General features: G+C 66.8%; 23 protein-coding genes. 13 read left to right on the top strand and 10 right to left on the bottom strand.

Annotated features, from left to right (window positions below; all coding sequences use genetic code 11):
* Together ACE5CZ_RS05060 and ACE5CZ_RS05055 are read left to right on the top strand one after the other, a co-directional pair.
* The coding region (locus tag ACE5CZ_RS05060) for a DMT family transporter (protein WP_374946251.1) at positions 1-526 on the top strand (526 nt) is incomplete at its 5' end.
* Entirely contained in the window at positions 523-885 is a 363-nt protein-coding gene (locus ACE5CZ_RS05055; protein WP_374946250.1) for a PPOX class F420-dependent oxidoreductase, read from the top strand. The genes ACE5CZ_RS05060 and ACE5CZ_RS05055, both read left to right, overlap by 4 nt.
* A gap of 57 nt (positions 886-942) precedes the next feature.
* Here the strand turns inward: ACE5CZ_RS05055 and ACE5CZ_RS05050 are convergent, their stop codons facing one another.
* On the bottom strand, positions 943-2,760 hold the full coding sequence (locus ACE5CZ_RS05050) for a DEAD/DEAH box helicase (RefSeq protein WP_374946249.1): 1,818 nt from the start codon (positions 2,758-2,760) through the stop codon (positions 943-945).
* A 34-nt stretch (positions 2,761-2,794) separates the two neighbouring features.
* Complete coding sequence (locus ACE5CZ_RS05045; RefSeq protein ID WP_374946248.1) at positions 2,795-3,151, bottom strand: MmcQ/YjbR family DNA-binding protein; 357 nt, start codon at positions 3,149-3,151, stop codon at positions 2,795-2,797.
* Positions 3,152-3,180: 29 nt separating this feature from the next.
* Between ACE5CZ_RS05045 and ACE5CZ_RS05040 the strand changes: the two genes are divergently transcribed.
* Positions 3,181-3,876, top strand: a complete 696-nt coding sequence (locus ACE5CZ_RS05040) for a hypothetical protein (protein WP_374946247.1) — start codon at positions 3,181-3,183, stop codon at positions 3,874-3,876.
* A 15-nt stretch (positions 3,877-3,891) separates the two neighbouring features.
* Here ACE5CZ_RS05040 and ACE5CZ_RS05035 read toward each other — a convergent pair whose 3' ends face one another.
* A complete protein-coding gene (locus ACE5CZ_RS05035; protein WP_374946246.1) occupies positions 3,892-4,890 on the bottom strand; it encodes an LLM class flavin-dependent oxidoreductase in 999 nt (332 codons plus the stop codon).
* Between the two features lie 71 nt (positions 4,891-4,961).
* Entirely contained in the window at positions 4,962-5,216 is a 255-nt protein-coding gene (locus ACE5CZ_RS05030) for a DUF4190 domain-containing protein (RefSeq protein WP_374946245.1), read from the bottom strand.
* 93 nt (positions 5,217-5,309) lie between these two features.
* On the opposite strand from ACE5CZ_RS05030, the gene ligD reads away from it, so the two are divergent.
* Entirely contained in the window at positions 5,310-6,332 is a 1,023-nt protein-coding gene (gene ligD, locus ACE5CZ_RS05025; RefSeq protein ID WP_374946244.1) for a non-homologous end-joining DNA ligase, read from the top strand.
* Positions 6,333-6,357: 25 nt separating this feature from the next.
* On the opposite strand, the gene ACE5CZ_RS05020 is transcribed toward ligD, so the two are convergent.
* Positions 6,358-7,410, bottom strand: a complete 1,053-nt coding sequence (locus ACE5CZ_RS05020) for an ATP-dependent DNA ligase (protein WP_374946243.1) — start codon at positions 7,408-7,410, stop codon at positions 6,358-6,360.
* Positions 7,411-7,508: 98 nt separating this feature from the next.
* Between ACE5CZ_RS05020 and ACE5CZ_RS05015 the strand changes: the two genes are divergently transcribed.
* The 5 genes from ACE5CZ_RS05015 (at position 7,509) to ACE5CZ_RS04995 (ending at position 12,636) form a co-directional block, all read left to right on the top strand.
* Complete coding sequence (locus ACE5CZ_RS05015) at positions 7,509-7,964, top strand: hypothetical protein (protein ID WP_374946242.1); 456 nt, start codon at positions 7,509-7,511, stop codon at positions 7,962-7,964.
* 389 nt (positions 7,965-8,353) lie between these two features.
* Complete coding sequence (locus tag ACE5CZ_RS05010) at positions 8,354-9,106, top strand: hypothetical protein (RefSeq protein ID WP_374946241.1); 753 nt, start codon at positions 8,354-8,356, stop codon at positions 9,104-9,106.
* 75 nt (positions 9,107-9,181) lie between these two features.
* Positions 9,182-9,529, top strand: coding sequence for an ArsR/SmtB family transcription factor (locus ACE5CZ_RS05005; protein WP_374946240.1), 348 nt, complete (start codon positions 9,182-9,184; stop codon positions 9,527-9,529).
* Between the two features lie 81 nt (positions 9,530-9,610).
* A complete protein-coding gene (locus tag ACE5CZ_RS05000) occupies positions 9,611-9,817 on the top strand; it encodes a hypothetical protein (RefSeq protein ID WP_374946239.1) in 207 nt (68 codons plus the stop codon).
* A 53-nt stretch (positions 9,818-9,870) separates the two neighbouring features.
* Positions 9,871-12,636, top strand: coding sequence for an AAA family ATPase (locus ACE5CZ_RS04995; RefSeq protein ID WP_374946238.1), 2,766 nt, complete (start codon positions 9,871-9,873; stop codon positions 12,634-12,636).
* A gap of 19 nt (positions 12,637-12,655) precedes the next feature.
* On the opposite strand, the gene ACE5CZ_RS04990 is transcribed toward ACE5CZ_RS04995, so the two are convergent.
* From ACE5CZ_RS04990 to ACE5CZ_RS04980, 3 genes are all read right to left on the bottom strand, one after another.
* Complete coding sequence (locus ACE5CZ_RS04990; protein WP_374946237.1) at positions 12,656-13,774, bottom strand: AAA family ATPase; 1,119 nt, start codon at positions 13,772-13,774, stop codon at positions 12,656-12,658.
* Positions 13,771-14,442, bottom strand: a complete 672-nt coding sequence (pnuC, locus tag ACE5CZ_RS04985; RefSeq protein ID WP_374946236.1) for a nicotinamide riboside transporter PnuC — start codon at positions 14,440-14,442, stop codon at positions 13,771-13,773. Before pnuC ends, ACE5CZ_RS04990 begins: the two co-directional genes overlap by 4 nt.
* 76 nt (positions 14,443-14,518) lie before the next feature.
* Positions 14,519-15,694 carry an alcohol dehydrogenase catalytic domain-containing protein gene (locus ACE5CZ_RS04980; RefSeq protein ID WP_374946235.1) on the bottom strand — a complete coding sequence of 392 codons (1,176 nt, stop codon included), beginning with the start codon at positions 15,692-15,694 and terminating at the stop codon, positions 14,519-14,521.
* A 165-nt stretch (positions 15,695-15,859) separates the two neighbouring features.
* On the opposite strand from ACE5CZ_RS04980, the gene ACE5CZ_RS04975 reads away from it, so the two are divergent.
* A complete protein-coding gene (locus tag ACE5CZ_RS04975; protein ID WP_374946234.1) occupies positions 15,860-16,801 on the top strand; it encodes a DnaJ domain-containing protein in 942 nt (313 codons plus the stop codon).
* A gap of 48 nt (positions 16,802-16,849) precedes the next feature.
* Here the strand turns inward: ACE5CZ_RS04975 and ACE5CZ_RS04970 are convergent, their stop codons facing one another.
* On the bottom strand, positions 16,850-17,221 hold the full coding sequence (locus ACE5CZ_RS04970; RefSeq protein ID WP_374946233.1) for an RNA-binding S4 domain-containing protein: 372 nt from the start codon (positions 17,219-17,221) through the stop codon (positions 16,850-16,852).
* 81 nt (positions 17,222-17,302) lie between these two features.
* On the opposite strand from ACE5CZ_RS04970, the gene ACE5CZ_RS04965 reads away from it, so the two are divergent.
* Complete coding sequence (locus ACE5CZ_RS04965; RefSeq protein ID WP_374946232.1) at positions 17,303-17,926, top strand: alpha-ketoglutarate-dependent dioxygenase AlkB; 624 nt, start codon at positions 17,303-17,305, stop codon at positions 17,924-17,926.
* Positions 17,927-17,935: 9 nt separating this feature from the next.
* On the opposite strand, the gene ACE5CZ_RS04960 is transcribed toward ACE5CZ_RS04965, so the two are convergent.
* Complete coding sequence (locus ACE5CZ_RS04960) at positions 17,936-18,556, bottom strand: FMN reductase (RefSeq protein ID WP_374946231.1); 621 nt, start codon at positions 18,554-18,556, stop codon at positions 17,936-17,938.
* Between the two features lie 124 nt (positions 18,557-18,680).
* Here ACE5CZ_RS04960 and ACE5CZ_RS04955 point away from each other — a divergent pair, with 124 nt between their 5' ends.
* Positions 18,681-18,884: a DUF1653 domain-containing protein gene (locus tag ACE5CZ_RS04955; RefSeq protein ID WP_374946230.1), complete on the top strand. Its 204-nt coding sequence runs from the start codon at positions 18,681-18,683 to the stop codon at positions 18,882-18,884.
* Positions 18,884-19,378, top strand: a 495-nt coding sequence (locus ACE5CZ_RS04950) for an NUDIX domain-containing protein (protein ID WP_374946229.1), incomplete at its 3' end; no start/stop codon positions are given. The genes ACE5CZ_RS04955 and ACE5CZ_RS04950, both read left to right, overlap by 1 nt.

Below are 19,378 nucleotides of genomic sequence, written 5' to 3'. Positions count from 1 at the left end.
GCTGGCGGCGGGCGTCGGCATCCTGGGTGTCGCGCTACTGCTTCTGGCCGGAACCCGCACGATCGACGCGGCCGGCGTCACCGCATCCATCGCCGCGCTCGCGATGTCGTCGCTCGGATACGTGCTTGCCCAGAAATGGAGCGCCGATGTCGACGCAGTCTCGCTGACCGCGTGGCAGCTCGTCGCCGCAGGTCTGGTCCTGGCACCGGTCGCCGTCGCCGTCGAGGGCGCGCCGCCGGCGATGGATGTCACGACCTGGTTCGCGTACGCCTACATCAGCATCGTGGGAACGGCGATCGCTTTCGTGGCGTGGTTCACGGGTCTGCGTCACCTCGGTGCGGGAACGGTGGGACTGGTCGGCCTGCTCAACCCGGTCACGGGTGTGCTGCTCGGAACCCTCGTCGCAGGCGAGTTGCTGACCCTGCGGCAGATGCTGGGCGTGCTCATCGTGCTCGCGGCCGTGCTGCTCGGACAGCCGGAGATCACTCGAGCGCTCATGCGGGTGCGTGCTTTGATGAGGGCATGAGAGAAATCATCCCCGCCGACTACGCTGACCTGCTCGAGCAGGCCAATTACGGCCACCTCGGAACGATCCGGCCCGACGACACCGTGCAGGTGAACCCCATGTGGTTCCTGCGCGACGGCGACACCCTGCGATTCACGCACACGACGAAGAGGGCCAAGTTCAGGAACCTGCAGCACAATCCGTCGATGAGCCTGTCGGCGATCGACCCCGACAATCCCTTCCGCTACCTCGAGGTGCGCGGGCGACTCATCGCCGTCGAACCGGATCCCACCGGCGCGTTCTATGTCGTGCTCGGCAAGCGCTACGGCAACGCCGAACAGACGCCGCCGCCCGCTCTGCCGATCGTGTCGTTCTCGTGATGAGCATCGAGAAGAGCACGAAGCAGTAATCGGCCGGGCGGCGTCGTTCAGCGCGGGTCAGTCGCGACCGTAGCGCGGGCGATCCTCACGCTTGGCCGAGTTGCCCGCGCGATCGGGCGTCAGCTCGATGAGCTTGCCGCTAATACGGGTGTTCGAAAGGCGGTCGAGCACATCGGACGACAAATCCGACGGAAGCTCGACCAGCGAGAAGTCGGGTCGGATCTGGATGGCGCCGAAGTCTCCGCGGTTGAGCCCGCCCTCGTTGGCGATGGCACCGACGATCTGGCGAGGCTCGACTTTCTGACGCTTGCCGACGGCGATGCGGTAGGTGGTCTTCGGGCCTCCCGAGCTGCGCGGCGCGCGATCCGGTCGGTCGCCGCGGTCGGGACGCTCCCACTTGTCGCCGTGGGTTCCACGCTCGGCTCGCGCCGGCCGGTCGTCACGGAACCGATCCGGGCGGTCGGAACGATCGGGCCGATCGCGGGAATCGCGCTCGAACCTCGGTGCCCGCACGGGCTCGGGGTCGAGCAGCAGGGGAGTGTCGCCCTGGGCGACCACGGCGAGCGCCGCGGCCACATCGGCCTCGGGCACATCGTGGTGCTCCACGTAGTGGCCGACGATGTCGCGGAACTGCTGGATCTGTGCGGGCTGGCTGAGCGCCGCGGTGATGGCGTCGTCGAACCGGGTGAGGCGCGTGGCGTTCACGTCGTCGACGCTCGGCAGCTTCATCTCGGTCAGCGGCTGCCGGGTCGCCTTCTCGATGGCGGTGAGCATGCGACGCTCCCGAGGCGTGACGAAACTGATGGCGTCTCCCGTGCGGCCGGCCCGGCCGGTGCGGCCGATGCGGTGCACATACGACTCCGTGTCGATGGGGATGTCGAAGTTGACCACGTGGCTGATGCGCTCCACGTCGAGACCGCGGGCTGCCACATCGGTGGCCACGAGGATGTCGAGCTTGCCCGACTTGAGCTGGTTGACGGTGCGTTCGCGCTGGGCCTGAACGATGTCACCATTGATGGCTGCGGCGGAATAGCCCCGGGCGCGCAGCTTCTCGGCGAGCGTCTCGGTCTCGTTCTTCGTGCGGGTGAACACGATCATGCCCTCGAAGTTCTCGGTCTCGAGAATGCGGGTCAGCGCGTCGACCTTCTGCGGGTACGACACGATGAGATAGCGCTGGGTGGTGTTGACCGACGTCGTGGTCTTGTTCTTGACCGTGATCTCTTCGGGGTCGTGCAGGTACTTGGCCGAGATGCGCCGGATCTGCGACGGCATCGTCGCCGAGAACAGCGCGACCTGCTTGTCGTCGGGAGTGTCGGCCAAGATCGTCTCGACGTCTTCGGCGAAGCCCATCTTGAGCATCTCGTCGGCCTCGTCGAGCACCAGGTACTTCAGCTGCGAGAGGTCGAGCGTGCCCTTTTCGAGGTGGTCCATGATGCGGCCGGGTGTGCCGACGACGATGTGCACGCCACGGCGCAGAGCCGACAGTTGCACGCCATAGCCCTGGCCGCCGTAGACGGGGAGCACATGTACGCCGCGCAGGTGCGAGGCGTACTTCTCGAAGGCCTCGCAGACCTGCAGGGCGAGCTCGCGCGTGGGCGCCAGCACGAGCGCCTGCGGCGTCTTCTGCGCGAGGTCGAGGCGGGAAAGGATCGGAAGGGCGAACGCGGCGGTTTTGCCGGTGCCCGTCTGGGCAAGGCCGACGACGTCGCGGCCGTCGAGGAGCAGGGGGATCGTTGCGGCCTGGATGGCGGACGGGGTCTCGTAGCCCACATCTTTGAGTGCCTTAAGCACCGCGTCATCGAGGCCGAGGTCGGAGAACGTCTCGGCCTGAGCGCTATCGGCCTCGGTCGGGCCGGAAATTGTAGAGGATGCCATCCTCCAACGGTAGTCCAACGTGCGGGTGCGGGCGTCAGGTCGGTCGCTTGTCTCGCGGCAGCCCCGCCACGACCAGCTCGTAGGAGTTGACGATCAGGTCGGTGAGGAGTTGCGGATCGAGGTCGGGACCGATCGTCGCTGTCACCCAGTGGCGCTTGTTCATGTGGTAGCCGGGGGTGATCCACGCGTGATCCCTGACGAGCGCCTCCGCGTGCGGCGGATCGGCCTTGAGGGTGACGGTCACCGGTTCGCCGTCGAGATTCGTGATGGCGAACACCTTGCCGACGACCTTGTAGACGCTCGTCTCGGGGCCGAAGGGATTCTCGTTTCGCGTGGCAGGCAGGGCATCGCACACGGCGAAGACGTCGTCCCTCGAGAATCGGTTCTGCATGATCCGAGCGTACAGTTGGCCTACTGCCCATGAACAGCTATCACCAGCCCCCGTCGAGGCCGGTCGTTCGACCCGTCTCCCGACGCGCACGACTGGCGCGTCGCATCCTGGGTATCACCGCATTCTCGGCCGTGCTGGCGTTGGCCGCTCTGACGGCGATCGCTCCGGCCACGACGCCCGCGCAGGCGGACCTGGCGCTCGAGAGCGCCCTCTCGGTCGGGATGCCCTCGCGGCAGGTGCTGGACCTGCCTGCGGGGCTCGCTCACGCATCCATCGCCCGGGATTCGTTCGCGACCGTGGCCGGCGTCGAGGGACTGAGCGAGGGACGCACGAACAGGGACTGGGCCGAACTCGTGCTGCTGCTCGGAGATTTTCCGCGCACCGATGACAACATCACGGTGATGCTGCGCTGGATGCGGCAGGAGAACGGACCCGACGACTGGTGGAACCGAAACAACCCCCTCAACAACGGCTGGGGATCCGGCGGCAACAGCGGCCTCGGGAGCTACGACAACCTGGTCATCGCCGCAGAGAATGCTGCAGAGGCACTGCACAGCAATCCGGGCTACGCTGGCATCGTCGCCGGATTCTCGTCGTCGGCCCCAACAGCAGAGATCGAACAGGCGATCTGGGCGTCGCCCTGGGCCACCAGTCACTACGCGAACGGCGGCCACTGGTCGTACGCGCCGGTGCCGCTGATCGAGTCGCCATCCGGAACCTGGTGAGGGTAGACCCGAACCCTACGCCGAGACCGTAGCCATCGCCTCGGCCGTGAGTTCGACCGAGCGGAGCCGGCCGGGCAGCTCGGGGGACTGGTGCGCGAGAATCAGCTCGTCGGCCTGAGCGTGGTGCGCGAAGTTCTCGAGGTAGTCGCGCACCTCTTCGGGCGTGCCGACGGCCGAGTAGGTCATCATCGACGCGAGCTGTCGCCCGTTCGGCGTGGTGAGAAAGTCGTCGATCTGGGCGTCGCTGTAGTCGGGGGTCGCCGGTCCCCGGGAGATCATGCCGCGCACGCGCGCTCGCCGGGTCGTCGCCGCCTGCCGGGCGGCGTCGTCGTGGTCGTCGGATGCGACGACGTTGACCCCCGCGATGACGTGCGGCTCGGCCAGCTGCTCCGACGGCCGGAACCCGCTGCGATACGCCGCCACGGCGTCGTGCAGCGCATCCGGTGCGAAGTGCGACGCGAAGGCGTAAGGCAGCCCGAGCTGAGCGGCGAGCTGAGCGCCGAAGAGCGAGGATCCGAGGATGTAGAGGGGAACGATTCCGCCGGCGCGGGGCACGGCCTGAACCCCGGGAATACGCGAATCGCCGCTGAGGAAGCCCTGCAGCTCGACCACGTCTTGAGGAAAGGAATCCGCCGACATCGGGTCGCGACGGAGCGCACGCATCGTGTTCTGGTCGCTGCCGGGCGCGCGCCCGAGGCCCAGGTCGACGCGCCCCGGGAACAGGGTCTCGAGCGTGCCGAACTGCTCGGCGATGGTGAGCGGCGAATGATTCGGCAGCATCACTCCGCCGGAGCCGAGTCTGATCGATGAGGTGTGCGCGGCCACATATCCGATGAGCACACTCGTCGCCGACGAGGCGATCGTGGCCATGTTGTGGTGCTCCGCGTACCAGACACGGCGGTAGCCGGCACGCTCGGCGGCCTGGGCGAGCAGAACGCTGCCCTCGAAGCTCTCACGGGCCGTCTGGCCCGGCGCGATCGGAGCGAGGTCGAGGATGGACAGCGGAATCGACATGGCGTGGCGGCTTTCGGTTTCGAGTGCGAGACGGTGCTCGCGACGAACACCATCCCCGATCACAACGGCACTCACGCCCCGGACATTCCGCGGCTGACGAAAACGACAACCGCGATGGCGATCAGGATCAGGTATCCCAGCAGGCTGAGGTAACCGATGACGAGACCGATGATCGCCATCACACGCCCCTGCTCGCGGGTTCGTCTGATCTGGCTCAGCGAGATGTGGCCGAGAATGATGGGCACGATCGCCAGTCCCAGGATGCTCGTGACCAGGCTGACGATGGCCAAGACGTTGGTGCGGGGATTCTCGGTGTAGGCGTCCATGCGGGTCACGTTACCGTGCACGGGTCGCCGATTCGTGGGTCGTGCCTCGCGAGGGGAGTGACGGCGCCCCGCCCGCGCGAGTAGCCTGCCCCTATGGCGAGCGAAGCGACAAGCATCAGCGTCCCCGGTCCTGACGGCGATCGCGAGGTTCGAATCTCGAGCCCGTCACGGGTGCTCTGGCCCGAGCCAGGAATCACGAAACTCGACCTGGCGCACTATCTCGTGGCCGTCGGCACGGCGTTCATCGACGCGAACGGCGACCGTCCCGTGTCGCTGCAACGCTTCTCGGGCGGCATCGACGGCGAGCAGTTCTTCTCGAAGAACCCTCCCAAGGGAACGCCCGACTACGTTCGCAGCGAGGCGGTGGTCTACCCGAGCGGCCGCACGCATCCACAACTCGTGCTCGACGAACCGGCCGCAGCCGTGTGGGCCGCGCAGATGAACACCATCGTGTTTCACCCGTGGGCCTCGCGGGCCGAGACGAGCGACTTTCCCGACCAGTTGCGCATCGATCTCGATCCGCAGCCCGGCACCGACTTCGATGATGCCAAACCGGTGGCCGTCGCGTTGCGGGCGGTTCTGGCCGAGGCGGGGCTGGATGCCTTCATCAAGACCTCGGGAAATCGTGGGCTTCACGTGTTCGCGCCGATCCGGCCCGACCGGGAGTTTCTCGACGTGCGACACGCGGTGATCGCCGCGGCGCGCGAGCTCGAACGACGGATGCCCAGGGAGGTCACCACCAACTGGTGGAAAGAGGAGCGCGGGGAGCGCATCTTCGTGGACTACAACCAGGCCAATCGCGATCGAACGATGGCCGGCGCCTACAGTCCGCGGGCACTCGCCCACGCTCCCGTATCCTGCCCCCTCGAATGGAACGAACTCGACGGTGCCGACCCGGCGCGCTTCACGATCCTGACGGTGCCCGAGCGGTTGTCGACGACGGGGGACCCGTGGGCGGCGATGCACGAGGCACCAGGCACGATCGACGTGCTTCTCGAGTGGTGGGAGCGCGACCTGCGAAGCGGTTTGGGCGAATTGCCGTTTCCTCCCGACTATCCGAAGATGCCGGGGGAGCCGCCGCGAGTTCAACCGAGCAGGGCCAAGAAGCAGGCCTGACCTGCAGTGCGCGTGCTCGATGCCGCTACGCCAGCACATCTCCGAGGTCGTAGGCGACGGGCGTCTCGAGCTGATCGAACGTGCACGAGCGGGCGTCCCGGTCGGGACGCCAGCGGTCGAACTGCACCGTGTGCCGAAACCGTGACCCCTCCATCTGGTCGTAGCGCACCTCCGCGACGATGCGCGGCTCCAGCCGCACGAACGACACGTCTTTACCCGACGAGAACCGGCTTCGCTCGCCCTCTCCGGTGACGACGGCCCCGTCGGAGCCCCGCATCACGGCGTGCTCGAGCTCGGCCACGAGTTCGAGTCGGCGTCGGGCTGTGAAGGCCGATGCGCCGCCGACGCTTCGCAGCTCACCGGAATCGTCGTAGAGGCCGAGGAGGAGGGAGCCGACGCCGTCGCCGCTGGTGTGCAGCCGATAGCCCAGCACGACGACATCCGCTGACCTGTGGTGCTTGACCTTCAGCATCACGCGTTTTCCCGGGGAGTACGGAGCCGCCAGAGGCTTGGCGAGAACACCGTCGAGCCCCGCTCCCTCGAACTCGACGAGCCAGCGCCGGGCGGTCTCGACATCCTGGGTCAGCTGGCTTATGTGCAGAGGCGAGGCCGCTCCGCCCAGCAGGTCGACCAGCGACCTTCTCCGGTCGGCGAACGCCTGCTCGATCAGCGACTGCTCGCCTCGTTCGATGAGATCGAATGCGATGAAACTCGCCGGCGTCTCACGCGACAGGGTCTGGATGCGACTGGCCGCCGGGTGGATCCGTTGCGACAGCGCATCCCAGTCGAGCCGTTCCCGCCCTGGAGTGCCGTGGCGCACCACGATTTCTCCGTCGAGGACGCACGGCTCGGTGAGCTGGGATTCGAATGTCTCGACCAACTCGGGAAAGTAACGTGTGAGCGGCTTCGACCCGCGGCTGGTGATCTCGATCGATTCTCCGTCGTAGGTGACGATCCCGCGGAAACCGTCCCACTTCGGTTCGTAGCCGAACCCGCCCGGCACGCTGTCGGGCTCAGGGAGGACGGCGACGGATTTCGCCAGCATGGGTACGGGGGGATTCGAAAGGGGAGTCGCCATAGCAGCGATCCTGCTCCCTTGTCGGCGACGTGCCAACCCCCGACGCCGATGTCTGCAAGCCCCGAACCGGGGACGTGTCGCATCCCTAGCATGAGGTCATGACCTCACACGACCGACCCGACGAGAGCCACCGCAGACCGCAGGGCGTCGACGACGCAACGATCGAGGCACTGGGAAAACTGTCCGAGGCGCTCGAAGTCGTCGAGCACGCGCGCGGCGAGTTGTACGCCTTCCACCGCCTGACGGGCACCGCCGACCTCGCGTTGGGCGAGGCGGTCGAGTTGCTCCGCACAGCCGGGCACCACGAGATCGCCTCGCGTATCGACGCGGATCTCGTCGGGCGAAACGTCATCGAGGGGCGCTGGACGTTTCAGATCGTCGAGGACTACGACGACGGCTACTACGCGGCGTTCCGGGATGCCGAATCGTCGGCGCGTGCAGAACTCGCCGGGGGCAGGCGCCATCTCTTCGAGGCGGAGATGAAAGAGAACAGGCGCACCCATGGTCGCCGCAACCATGAGGCGCTGCCGCCGCACGAAATCGAGACCCGTTAGCGGATCGTTCACGGCAACGAGCGGCGCGCGCAGGGGATTCACCGCGAAAACTCAGGAGGGGTGCGCATACTAGCCCTCGCCCGCGCGTCGATTCGTGGCCGTGGGCGCACCCGATATCGATTCGTCACGCCACGAGGCTTCGCCCTTACCCGGTTGCGAAAATGGCCTCGTCCCCTCCGGACAGACAGAGAACCATGGGGATACGCGAGCGCCCTGGCACGGCCGCGCTTGCTGTCGGCATGCCGCTCGACGATTCATTGGACGACATGCACCAGGCCTCACAGACCGATCCGACCCCACGCGCGTTTACCACCACTCGGCGGGAGCTGACGAACACCCGGCGGGAGCTGGCGAACACCCGCCGCAGAACCACCCGAAGAAGATATCTCGTGGCCACCGGCATTGCGGCCATCGCGGGCTCGTTCGTGGGCACGGGGTTCGTCGTGCAGGCCAACTCGGCATCGGCCGACCGCGCTGCGGCTACGGCTACGGCTCAACTCGCGATCGGAACAGGTCTGCAGCGCGATCAGCTGGGCATCTACGAAGTCATCGCCAAGGCCCAGACGAACGACAAGGCCCAGTCGACGATCGATGATGCAAACCTGGTGATCGCGGCGGTGCAGAACAAGGTGGACACCACGCCGCTCTCCTCGACTGTCGCCTCGCTGTCGGCATATCAGACTCTCGACCGGGACACCGTGCTGTCGCTGGTGAAGCAGGCCTCCTCCGCGAAGGCCAGCGTGCAGGCGGCCGCGAGCGAGGCCGACCAGGCGGCCGCAGCCGCCGCCGTTGCGGCCGAGGCCGCAGCAGCCGAGGCGCTCGCCGCAGGCAACACCGTCGCGGGCGCCAAGGCGACAGCAGAAGCGCTCGGTACGTCGAAATACGGCTGGGGCGGTGAGCAGTTCTCCTGCCTGGTCTCGCTCTGGCAGAAGGAGTCGGGATGGAATTATCGGGCGGAGAACGCCTCCAGCGGTGCCGCCGGAATTCCTCAGGCGCTACCGGGAAGCAAGATGGCGTCGGCCGGATCCGACTGGGAGACGAACGCCACAACGCAGGTGACGTGGGGGCTCGATTATATCAAACGAGGTTACGGAACCCCCTGTGCGGCCTGGTCGCACTCCCAGTCGATGAACTGGTATTGATCCGCCCTCAACGCAACCCGGAGGTTGCCCTAGACTGACGGCATCCGCTGCCCGCCCAGTCGAAGGAACCCACCCGTGGCGCATGATCTCGAACACCTCCGCCAGGTCTGCTCCGCTTTAGGCGAAGCGACCCGGTGGCAGATCCTCGGCCGGATCGCCGGTGCCGAACTGTCGGCCTCGACCCTCGCCGCAACGGTGCCGGTGAGCAGGCAGGCCATTGCCAAGCACCTCGCCGCTCTCGACGCGGCCGGACTCGTGTCGTCGAGGCGGGTCGGCCGCGAATTGCGATACTCGGCGCGTGCCGACGTGTTGAGCGAAGCATCCCGTCACCTCGGCGAGATCGCCGAGGCGTGGGCTCACCGAACGCCGGATGCGGCAGAAGAGTTGCGTACGTCGAACGAGTCGCAGACGCCGCGAAGATAGGCAATTCGCCCGATGCCCGGCCCCCTCCTTAGAGAGGAATCTCGGTACGTAGAGAGATTCCCATCGACGAGGAGCGGCACCGTGAACATCAGCGATTATTCCTACTACCGGCTCTACCGTGAGGCCGAGGCCCGCATGGAACGGGAACTCGAGCTCCGAAGGATCGCGCGTGAGCAGGCCGATCCTGGCGAGCCACGCCGTCTCATTCGCCGGGCGCTCGATTGGGCGCGTGCGCCTTTCAGACGTGCGCCGCGGCGCGTCGCCCATCGTGCCGGATCGACCTCCTGACACCCTCGGTCGACCCCACTCCAACCGTCGCCCGACACTGGCACGATAGGACGGTGACCAGAAGTGCTGCCCGGCCCGGCATCGTCGGCAGGGAGAACGAGCTCGAGACGCTCGATCGAGCCCTCGCCGAGGCCCGCGCGGGAGCATTCCGTATCGTGGTCTTGAGTGGTGAGGCCGGAATCGGAAAGACGCGCCTCGTCGACGAATTCAGCGAGAACGCGGCCGGCGATCCTCTCGTCGTTCGTGGACAATGCGTCGACCTCGACCGTGACGCCCCACCCTATGGTCCGATAGTCGCCGTCTTGCGGGGCCTGGTCGCAGCCTTCGGGCCGGAGACGATCCGGGATGCGGCCGGGCCGGGCATCAGTTCGGTGTCGGTGCTCGTGCCGGAACTCGTGCCGGAACTCGTGTCATCGCCCGATATGGCGAACGGCGAACGTGGCGGAGCGGGACGCATGTTCGACAGCGTCGCCGGACTTCTGACGACCCTGTCCCAGTCGAGGCCCCTCGTGATCATCGTCGAAGACGTGCATTGGACCGACCCGGCGACGCTCGAACTCCTTCGCTATCTCGCCTCGCTCGAGCGCGGCAGCCGCGTTCTCCTGATTCTCACCATCCGCACCGAAGACGCGAGCGCGCGCTCCGCGTTGCGCTCCTGGCTGCCAGAACTCGATCGCAGCAGGGCGGTCGAACGAGTCGAGTTGACGAGGCTCACACGAAGACAGGCCAGGGCGCTCGCTCGGCAGCTTTCGAGCGATACGCGCTCGTCGATCGACTTCTCGCTCCTCTACGAACGATCCGACGGAATTCCGTTCTTCATCGAAGAACTTCTGTCGTGGCAACAGTCGCACGACGCCGACCGACTGCCCGACACGCTTCGAGACATCCTGCTGGCCCGATACGATTCCGTGAGCGACGAGACGCAGCAGATGCTGCGACTGCTCGCGTCGGGAGGCGCAGAGGTCGACCACGATGTGCTTCTGGCCGTGTCGTCGATCGACGAGCAGAGCATCGAGAACGCGGCCCGCGAGGCGGTTCGGGCGCATATTCTCGTCGTCGACGACACGGCGTACCGATTTCGGCACGCGCTGGTTCGAGACGCCGTTCATGAGCAGTTGCTGCCGGGTGAACGCATGCGCTTTCACACGAGGTACGCCGAGGCCCTGTCGGCGCGCGCGCACTCGCACACGGGGGCCTCGCAGATCGCGTACCACTGGATGGCCGCCCATGATCTGCCCCGAGCGTTCGCATCGGCCCTCGATGCGATGGACGCCGCCCGGTCGTCGTATGCATTCTCGGTGGCCGCCCGCATGGGAGAACGTGCGATCGACCTCTGGCAGCACGTGCCCGAGGCAGACCGTGTCGCGGGCAGAAGCCTGGAGGAATTGATGGCGGACACCGCGTACATGCTGCGCAACGCCGGGCGTAGTGACCGTGCGATTTCGCTCATCGACGAGGCGATCGCGTCCTCGTCACCCTCCGATGCGCCCTTCTTCGCGCGGATGCTGCGCGACAAGGCATCGTTTCTCGCCAACATCGGCCGAGAGGGTTCGATCGAGCTGCTTCGGCAGGCCCTGGATGTTCTCGAGAACGAACCTCGGAGCGTGCTTCGCGCGAACGTTCTCGGAGAGCTGGCCGCGCGCCTGATGCTGTCGGCTCGGTTCGCCGACGCGATCCCCGTCGCGGACTCCGCCTTCGTCGAGGCGGAGTCCGTGACCTCTCCGGCCCGCATGTCGGTCGCGGCGAACATCCGCGGGATGTCGACGCTGAGCCTCTGCGGTATCGACGAGGGACTCGCCGACCTGGAGCTCGCGGGGGTCCTCGCCGAGGGCGACGACTCGGCGATGATGCGTTTCTGGGTCAACTACTCCGATGCCCTGGCGATGCTCGGACGGTACCTCGAGTCGATCAACGTCGCCCGCGCCGGAGCCGACCGGGCTGTCGCGAGGGGGGTCGAGCGCACGAGCGGAGTCATGTTCGCGTCGAACACTATCGGGCCGCTCCTCTCTCTGGGTGAGCTGACCGAGGCCGACGATTTGCTCGATCGTTCGCTCGAATTGGATGCTCCCATCGGCTTCAGCGCCGACATCCGGCTGCTGAAGCTGCGCTCCCTTCTTCTGCATGGCGACGGTGCCCTCGCTGACGCGCTTCTCGAGGAATGGATGCCGGAGCTTCGTCAGAAGGCTCGTATCGACGCGCGACTCGAACGCACGTTGGCCACGATCGCGGCGGAGATCTGCCTCGATCGAGGCAGATCGATGGAGGCATGGCAGGCCGCTCGATCCGTGCTCGACGAGAACCATCTCGACTTCGCGTCGCTCGACCTCCCCCTCCTGGCGACCGCCGCTCGCGCGTTCGCAGCGGTCGAGTCGCACCTTCCCTCGGCCGGCAGGCCGGGCATCCGCTCACGCTTCGAAGACGTTCTCCATCGTCTGGGCGCCTGGCCGACGGCCCCGGCCTACGCCGCGATCGCGCGAGCCGAGCTGAGTGCGTCGACGAGCGCGTGGCGCCAGGCGGAGGCCTGCGCCGATTCGCCCCTCGTGCCCCGCCATCTCAAGGCCTACGTCCACGATCGCCAGGAACGGATCGATGCACAGACCAGGGCGGATGACGGGCGCGACAAGACCGGTGCGGATACGATCACGGCCCGGGAGCGCCAGGTACTCGACCTGATCGCCGAAGGACTCAGCAATAAACAGATCTCACAACAGCTGTTCATCAGCGCGAAGACCGCCAGCGTGCACGTCTCGAACATCCTGCGAAAGCTCGGGGCGACGAGTCGCACTGAGGCCGTTTTTCTCGATCGGTCCCGGGAGTGACCAGCGTGCCGTCACTCGTTCACTGGTTCGGCGGCGCCCACGACGGGGAGACGAAGGTCGAGTTCTTCGCGAACAGGGCGTCGATGACCTCGATCGAGTATTCGAGGCGCGTGGAGTGCACTCCCCGCAGCAGCACCCAGGGAAGACCGCGAGCGCTGAGGCCGTCGACGATCCAGCCTGTCATCTCGCCTCGAATGTGCTCACCGTCGCGCCAGCCGTCCTGGTCGAAGGGAACGTCGACGTGGTCGGTGATCAGATAGAGGTCGCGGCGGGGCAGGTCGGTCGTGGCCGCCTCGAGCGCCGCAGAACTGTGCGTGCCGAAGTAGCGGCGCTCCCACAGCGACGTGGCGAACGCGTCTGTATCGGCGATCACGAGGGCGCACTCGACAGCGGCGGACTGCTCCATCCGTGTCTGCGTGCGGGCGATCTCGGCGAAATGCTCGGGCAGCCAGACGAGATCATCGACCCGGGGCTGCGGAGAACCGGATGCTCGCGCCTCGGCGGCTGCGCGTTCGTGCAACTCATAGGTGAAGCGACGGCCGTATTCGTCGACCTCGGCGATCGACTCGAATCCGTGCCGCGCTCGGTAGTGCGCGCGCAGGGCTACGGAGAGTGTCGTCGTGCCGGTCGATTCCGCGCCGATGACGACAATCCGCGTGGCGAGGTCGAGGCGGGCCGGTTCGGCCAGCTGCATCCACCGATCGGCCAGCCGCGCCCGGCCGGCCGTTCCGCTCATGGGGATGCGCCGGCGCTCTCGATCGTGCAGAACGTGCACGGCGCCCAGCCGCTCGGCGAGTTCGGCCCCGTAGCTCTCCGAGCTGAAGAGCACATCGATGCTGCGGATACCACCCCGGCGGAGGGCGGCCATCGTGACCTCGTGGTGGGCCACCCAGGCGATGTCGCTGTCGTAGTGCACCGGCGCATCGTCGAGGATGCCCAGAACGGTCACCGAGGCGAGGTGTGCCGTCGCCGTGCTCACCCACGCGGTGCGGCGCTCGAGTGGAATGGTCTCGATCTGCGTCGCCAGAACGAGGACCACGAGGTGGTCGACTTCGCCGGCAGCTCGTTCGATCAGCGCGATGTGTCCGATGTGCAGCGGATAGAACTTGCCGATGATGAGTCCCGTGCGCGTCGTCACCGCGTCACGACCTCAGGATCGTGCTCGGCGGTCTGCCGCCGCGAACGCGTGTCCCTCAGCTCGTTGCTCCACCGACGAAGACCGTCGACGCACAGGGTGAGAAAGCCGACATACAGGATCGCGGTGAGCCACAGGCCTTTCGACGCATAGAGCGGAATGGACACCACGTCGACGGCGATCCAGACCCACCACTGCTCGATGATCTTTCGCGCCTGGCCCCACGTCGCGAGCAGTGACGCGGCCAGAACGAATGCATCGGGTAGCGGGACGGTCGAGTCGGTCGTTCCCTGCAGAAGAATCGCGGCACCCGCGGTGAACAGCGCTGTCGCCGCGATGCCCCAGTAGCGTTCTCGACGCGTGCCGCGGCGCACCTCGAGAACCGCTACGCCTGTGGCGGATGCGCGTCGGCTCCAGAGAAACCAGCCGTATGCCGCGACCCCGGCGAAGATCACCTGCAGCACGGCGTCGGCGTAGAGCCCCGCACCGATGAAGAGCATGAAGAATGCCGCGTTGTTGGTGATGCCGACGGGCCAGTTCCAGATCATCTGACGCGTCACGGCCCACACGCAGAGCGCACCCGTGACGAACCCGATGACCTCGATCACCGACACGCTCTCTCCGAGCAGTGAGAACGCATCGGCCTGGAGGAAGTCGATCAGATCGAACACGGGGCGGTGCGGCCCTTCCCAGGCGACGGTCGGCAGAAAAACTCCATCCTAACGACCGCGTCCCCGATCTGCTGGCTCAGGGAGTCAGCACGACCTTCACGCAGCCGTCTTCTTTCTTCTGAAACACCTCGTACATCGCCGGTGCCTCCTCGAGTGAGACGCGGTGGGTCGTGAGATCGAGCACGCCGAACGGATCGGACGGATCCTCTACGAGGGGAATCAGGTCGTCGATCCAGTTGCGAACGTTGCACTGGCCCATGCGCATCGACACCTGCTTGTCGAACATCGATTTCATCGGCAGCACGTCGGCCTCGCCCGCGTACACTCCGCTGAGAGACACCGTTCCGCCGCGGCGCACGAGGTCGAGTGCGGTGTGCATTGCGGCAAGGCGGTCGATGCCGGCCTTGTCCATTGCGGGCCGGGCGAGCGCGTCGGGCAGCAGCCCCACCATCGCTTGCGCGAATCCGGCGCCGGGCGAGCCGTGTGCCTCCATGCCGACGGCATCCACGACCGAGTCGGGCCCGCGGCCCTCCGTCTCGTCGCGCAGAACGTCGACGATGTCGTCATTCACATCCCAGACCTCCGCTCCGTGCCGGGCGGCCATCTCGCGGCGCTCCGCGACGGGATCGACGGCGAGAACACGGTATCCGAGGTGAACCCCGACCCGGGCCACGAACTGACCGACGGGTCCCAGCCCGAGCACGCCGAGGGTGCCGCCCTCTGGCACGTTCGCATACTGCACGCCCTGCCATGCCGTCGGAAGGATGTCGCTCAAAAAGAGGTAGCGGTCGTCGGGACCGTCTTGCGACACCTTCACGGCGTTGTAGTCGGCGAGCGGAACGCGCAGCAATTCCGCTTGCCCTCCCGGAACCTGCCCGTACAGCTTGGTGTAGCCGAACAGCGAGGCGCCAGAGCCCTGCTCTTTCACCTGCGTCGTCTCGCACTGCGACTGCAGGCCGCGGCGACACATGTAGCAGTGCCCGCACGCGATGTTGAACGTCACGACGACGCGATCGCCGACGGCAAGGTTGCGCACCTCCGAGCCGATCTCTTCGACGATGCCCATGGGTTCATGGCCCAGGATGTCCCCGCGATCGAGAAAAGGTCCGACCAGTTCGTAGAGGTGCAGATCCGATCCGCAGATCGCCGTCGAGGTGATGCGGATGATCGCGTCGGTCGGGTCGACGATGACCGGATCCGCCACGGTCTCGACCTGGACATTTCGTTTTCCTTGCCACGTGAGTGCTCTCATGTATCCATGGTGCGCTGCCTCCGCTGGGAGGTCTCGACGGGTGGACATGCGTCGGACGACGGTGTAGCGGGCAGGATGCGCCGTCGGCCCGACATCAGGATTGGCCGGTATTCTCGTGCACGGGACCCGCGGGTCGCGCACTGAGCAGGAGGGTTCACGCACGGTATGACTGACAGTCCGGCCTCGGCCACACCCTACGAGGTGCTGGGCATAGCGCCGTCGGCCAGTGGCGACGAGTTGCGGCGTGCGTACCGTCGGCGCCTCCGCGAGACGCATCCCGACACAGGCGGTTCTCCTGCCCGATTCCACGCTGTTCAGGCGGCGTGGCAGGCAGTCGGCGACCCGGAATCGCGCTCAGCCTACGACCGGGGAGCATCGACAGCTTCGGCCCGGACCGGTTCGGCGCGTGCCACGGGGCCGTCGCCGTGGGGCGCGCGCGCGAGTGCGCCGTCGACCGCGTCGAGTTTGAAGGCGCGCTCGTACGGGCATCCGGGGGGCCAGGCCCGAGAGCGATTCCTCACGCTCATCAGGGAGTGGGCGGGCCGGGGTGCCGACTTGAGCGATCCCTACGAGCCGAGCCTGGTGAGAAGCGCCCCGCGCGAAATCCGCTGGTTGCTCGGCAAGGCTCTGGCCGAGGAGCAGACGGCACGCAGCCTGAGCGATTTGGGCATGGGCTTCACCGTCTGGAACGACGTCGCGACTCCCACGGGCTTCACGATCGATCACATCGTGCTCGGACCTGCCGGGCTGCTGGCCGTGTCATCCGAGGATTGGGGGGAGCCTGTGCGCCTGCACCGGGGTGAACTGACGGGCGACGCGATCCCTGACGGTGAGCAGCCCGTGCGCGACCTCGTGCGTGCGGCGCGCAAGCTGGGCAAGTCGTTGGGCGTCACGTTCGACGGGCAGGTCATCGTGGTGCCCGACGACGCCTTGGTCGAGGCCTCGTCCGAATCGATCGAGCGTGGCCGCAACGCGGGAACCCTCGTCATTGCGCGATCGAGGTTGTCTGCCGTGATGCGCTCGGGTGTCTCCATCGGAGACGCAAGACGCCGTTTTGATGCCTTCGAGGTGCGGACCCGTCTGCAGCAGGGCGTTCACCTGGTCTGACCGAAGGTTCCGCCGGCTGATCGCGACGGGCGGTCAGCTCTCACTGTTTCAGTGACCGCGGAGCTTCTCGATGTCTCGCCGCTCGCGTTTCGTGGGGCGCCCGGCACCGCGGTCGCGGATGGGCACGAAGGGCACATCCTCGCGGGCGGGAGGCGGCGGCGTGGTGTCGGTGAGGCTCTCGGCGGCCACGACCGCGCTGACCCTTTTGGCGAATAGTCTCTTCACCACTACGACGCGCTCGGCGTCAGTCGTGCGAACCCTGACTTCGTCGCCCACGCGAAGAGTCTGAGCAGCCTTGACCTTTTCTCCGTTGATCCGCACGTGACCCGCCCGACAGGCCGCAGTGGCGAGGGAGCGTGTCTTGACCAGTCGCACGGCCCAGATCCAGCTGTCTACCCGAGTCGATGAAGCTGTTTCCATGGCTCGACTCTACGAGACCGGTTGCGAGGCAAGCGCCGAATCGAGTAGAATATATGTTCGAAAAGAACGTATGCTCGAGAGATGACTCATGCATACCAGGCGTCGCTCTTCGACAATCGAGGCGCCGTTCCCATCGTCGGTTCCTTAGGCGACGATGTGCGCAGAATTCCGCTGGAGGCGGGCGCGTGGATCGACCTGAGGCCGGGCTGGGTCGCCAACTCCGACTCGCTGTTCGAAGACCTCGTCCACGCCGTCGACTGGCGCGCCGATCGGCGGGAGATGTACGACCGGGTGGTCGAAGTACCGCGGCTCGTCAGCCACTTCGGCGCCGCAGACCGGATGCCGCACCCGACGCTCGACGAATCGATGCGCCTTCTCAACGAGCACTACGCGCAGCTCGATGACGAGCGGTTCGCGACGGCCGGGCTCTGCTTCTATCGAACGGGCGACGACAGCGTCGCGTGGCACGGCGACCGCGTGGGTCGCTCCGTGCAGCGCGACACCCGGGTCGCCATCCTGTCTGTCGGGGCGGAGCGAGTGCTGTCGGTGCGCCCGGTCGGCGGGGGAGACACCTCGCGGTTCGCCGTCGGTCACGGCGATCTCATCGTCATGGGCGGCAGTTGCCAGCGCACCTACGAGCACGCGATCCTCAAGTCTGCCAAGGCCGTGGGGCCTCGAATCAGCGTGCAATTCCGCCGCGCCTGAGCGTGCGCGTCACCTAGAGACGGCGAGCCTCGCCAGCTGCTGTGCGAACGGGATGACGGGCTCATCGACAGCCGGGGCCGTGGGCCGCCCCTCGATCAGCTCGGCCAGTTCGCCCGCCGCGCGGGTGATGCGCACGGCGAGTTCACCGTGCGTTCCGCCGGTGCTTCCCCAGTCCTCCGACGCGGCGAAGACCGAGGTGGGAGCGACGACCGATTGCAGGTAGGCGAAGAGCGGGCGCACGGCGTATTCGAGGGCGAGCGAGTGCCGTGCCGTGCCGCCCGTAGCCGCGATCAGAACCGGCTTGCCTGCCAGGGTGCGCGGTTCGAGGATGTCGAAGAAAGACTTGAAAAGGCCGCTGTACGACGACGAGAAGATCGGCGTCACTGCGATGACGGCATCGGCACTCCTCACGGTCTCGACGGCGGTTGCGAGGTCGCCTGCCGCGAAGCCGGTCAGCAGAGTGTTCGTGATCTCATGCGCCAGGTCGCGCAGTTCGACCACGGTGATCGTGGCATCGACGTGCGCGTCTCCGAGGGCGCGAGCCGTCGCCTCTCCGAGACGATCGGCGAGCAGTCGCGTCGACGAGGGCTGGCTGAGTCCGGCCGAGATGATTGTGATCGACTTGTTCATGATGATTCCCACTCCACATTTCAATGCGTTTGCATTTACATGGGGTCGAACCGCTCGGTTTCGGCGAATATTCCCGGAACACGTACGCCGGGACGGGCGCCCATGGATGAGGCAGAATCGAGTGATGGACATCTTGGAGCCCGGCCCGTACGTTCACTTCAAGGGCGGCCGCTACGACGTCGTAGGCGAAGCCCGGCACACCGAGACGGAGGAGCGCCTGGCCGTGTACAGGTCGGCGGACGGCTCACTCTGGGTGAGACCCCTCGACATGTTCACCGGCGACACCGTCGTCGACGGCGTCGCCGTGCCACGATTCACCAGGCTGTGATGGCGTCGAAGTCGGACGGGCCTGCAGCGCGGCGGCCCCGCGGAAGCGGAGACGCCTGGGTCAGCGCGCCCGACGGGCGCACGTTCTGGGGCACATTCGGTGCTGCCGGACTCCTCGTGCACGACGACCGCGGGGTGCTGCTCCAGCACAGGGTCGAATGGAGCCATTTCGGAGGGACGTGGGGCCTCCCGGGCGGCGCGCGGCACGAGGGCGAGTCCGCCGTGCGTGGTGCCCTGCGCGAGGCCGAAGAAGAGGCCGGGGTGCCCTCCGACGCCGTCGTGCTCGAGTTCACGAGTGTGCTCGACCTGGGCATCTGGAGTTATACGACGGTCGGGGTGCGTGCCACGCGCCGCTTCGATGCGGTGATCGGCGACGCAGAAAGTGTCGAACTGCGCTGGGTGCCGCTCGACGAGGTGAAATCGCTTCCCCTCCACCCCGGTTTCGAGGCCCGGTGGCCGGTGCTGAAAGACCTCGTCGAGAACCCGACGAGCCTG

Source organism: Agreia sp., from assembly GCF_964263775.1.
Taxonomy (GTDB): domain Bacteria; phylum Actinomycetota; class Actinomycetes; order Actinomycetales; family Microbacteriaceae; genus Agreia.
This window is presented reverse-complemented; position numbering and strand designations above follow the sequence as displayed.

What these genes read in the sequence shown, in the direction of transcription:
- ACE5CZ_RS05055 (WP_374946250.1), top strand. Translation starts at nt 523, where the DNA reads ATGAGAGAAATCATCCCCGCCGACTACGCTGACCTGCTCGAGCAGGCC.
- ACE5CZ_RS05050 (WP_374946249.1), bottom strand. Translation starts at nt 2,760, where the DNA reads ATGGCATCCTCTACAATTTCCGGCCCGACCGAGGCCGATAGCGCTCAG.
- ACE5CZ_RS05045 (WP_374946248.1), bottom strand. Translation starts at nt 3,151, where the DNA reads ATGCAGAACCGATTCTCGAGGGACGACGTCTTCGCCGTGTGCGATGCC.
- ACE5CZ_RS05040 (WP_374946247.1), top strand. Translation starts at nt 3,181, where the DNA reads ATGAACAGCTATCACCAGCCCCCGTCGAGGCCGGTCGTTCGACCCGTC.
- ACE5CZ_RS05035 (WP_374946246.1), bottom strand. Translation starts at nt 4,890, where the DNA reads ATGTCGATTCCGCTGTCCATCCTCGACCTCGCTCCGATCGCGCCGGGC.
- ACE5CZ_RS05030 (WP_374946245.1), bottom strand. Translation starts at nt 5,216, where the DNA reads ATGGACGCCTACACCGAGAATCCCCGCACCAACGTCTTGGCCATCGTC.
- ligD (WP_374946244.1), top strand. Translation starts at nt 5,310, where the DNA reads ATGGCGAGCGAAGCGACAAGCATCAGCGTCCCCGGTCCTGACGGCGAT.
- ACE5CZ_RS05020 (WP_374946243.1), bottom strand. Translation starts at nt 7,410, where the DNA reads ATGGCGACTCCCCTTTCGAATCCCCCCGTACCCATGCTGGCGAAATCC.
- ACE5CZ_RS05015 (WP_374946242.1), top strand. Translation starts at nt 7,509, where the DNA reads ATGACCTCACACGACCGACCCGACGAGAGCCACCGCAGACCGCAGGGC.
- ACE5CZ_RS04980 (WP_374946235.1), bottom strand. Translation starts at nt 15,694, where the DNA reads ATGAGAGCACTCACGTGGCAAGGAAAACGAAATGTCCAGGTCGAGACC.
- ACE5CZ_RS04975 (WP_374946234.1), top strand. Translation starts at nt 15,860, where the DNA reads ATGACTGACAGTCCGGCCTCGGCCACACCCTACGAGGTGCTGGGCATA.
- ACE5CZ_RS04970 (WP_374946233.1), bottom strand. Translation starts at nt 17,221, where the DNA reads ATGGAAACAGCTTCATCGACTCGGGTAGACAGCTGGATCTGGGCCGTG.
- ACE5CZ_RS04965 (WP_374946232.1), top strand. Translation starts at nt 17,303, where the DNA reads ATGACTCATGCATACCAGGCGTCGCTCTTCGACAATCGAGGCGCCGTT.
- ACE5CZ_RS04960 (WP_374946231.1), bottom strand. Translation starts at nt 18,556, where the DNA reads ATGAACAAGTCGATCACAATCATCTCGGCCGGACTCAGCCAGCCCTCG.
- ACE5CZ_RS04955 (WP_374946230.1), top strand. Translation starts at nt 18,681, where the DNA reads ATGGACATCTTGGAGCCCGGCCCGTACGTTCACTTCAAGGGCGGCCGC.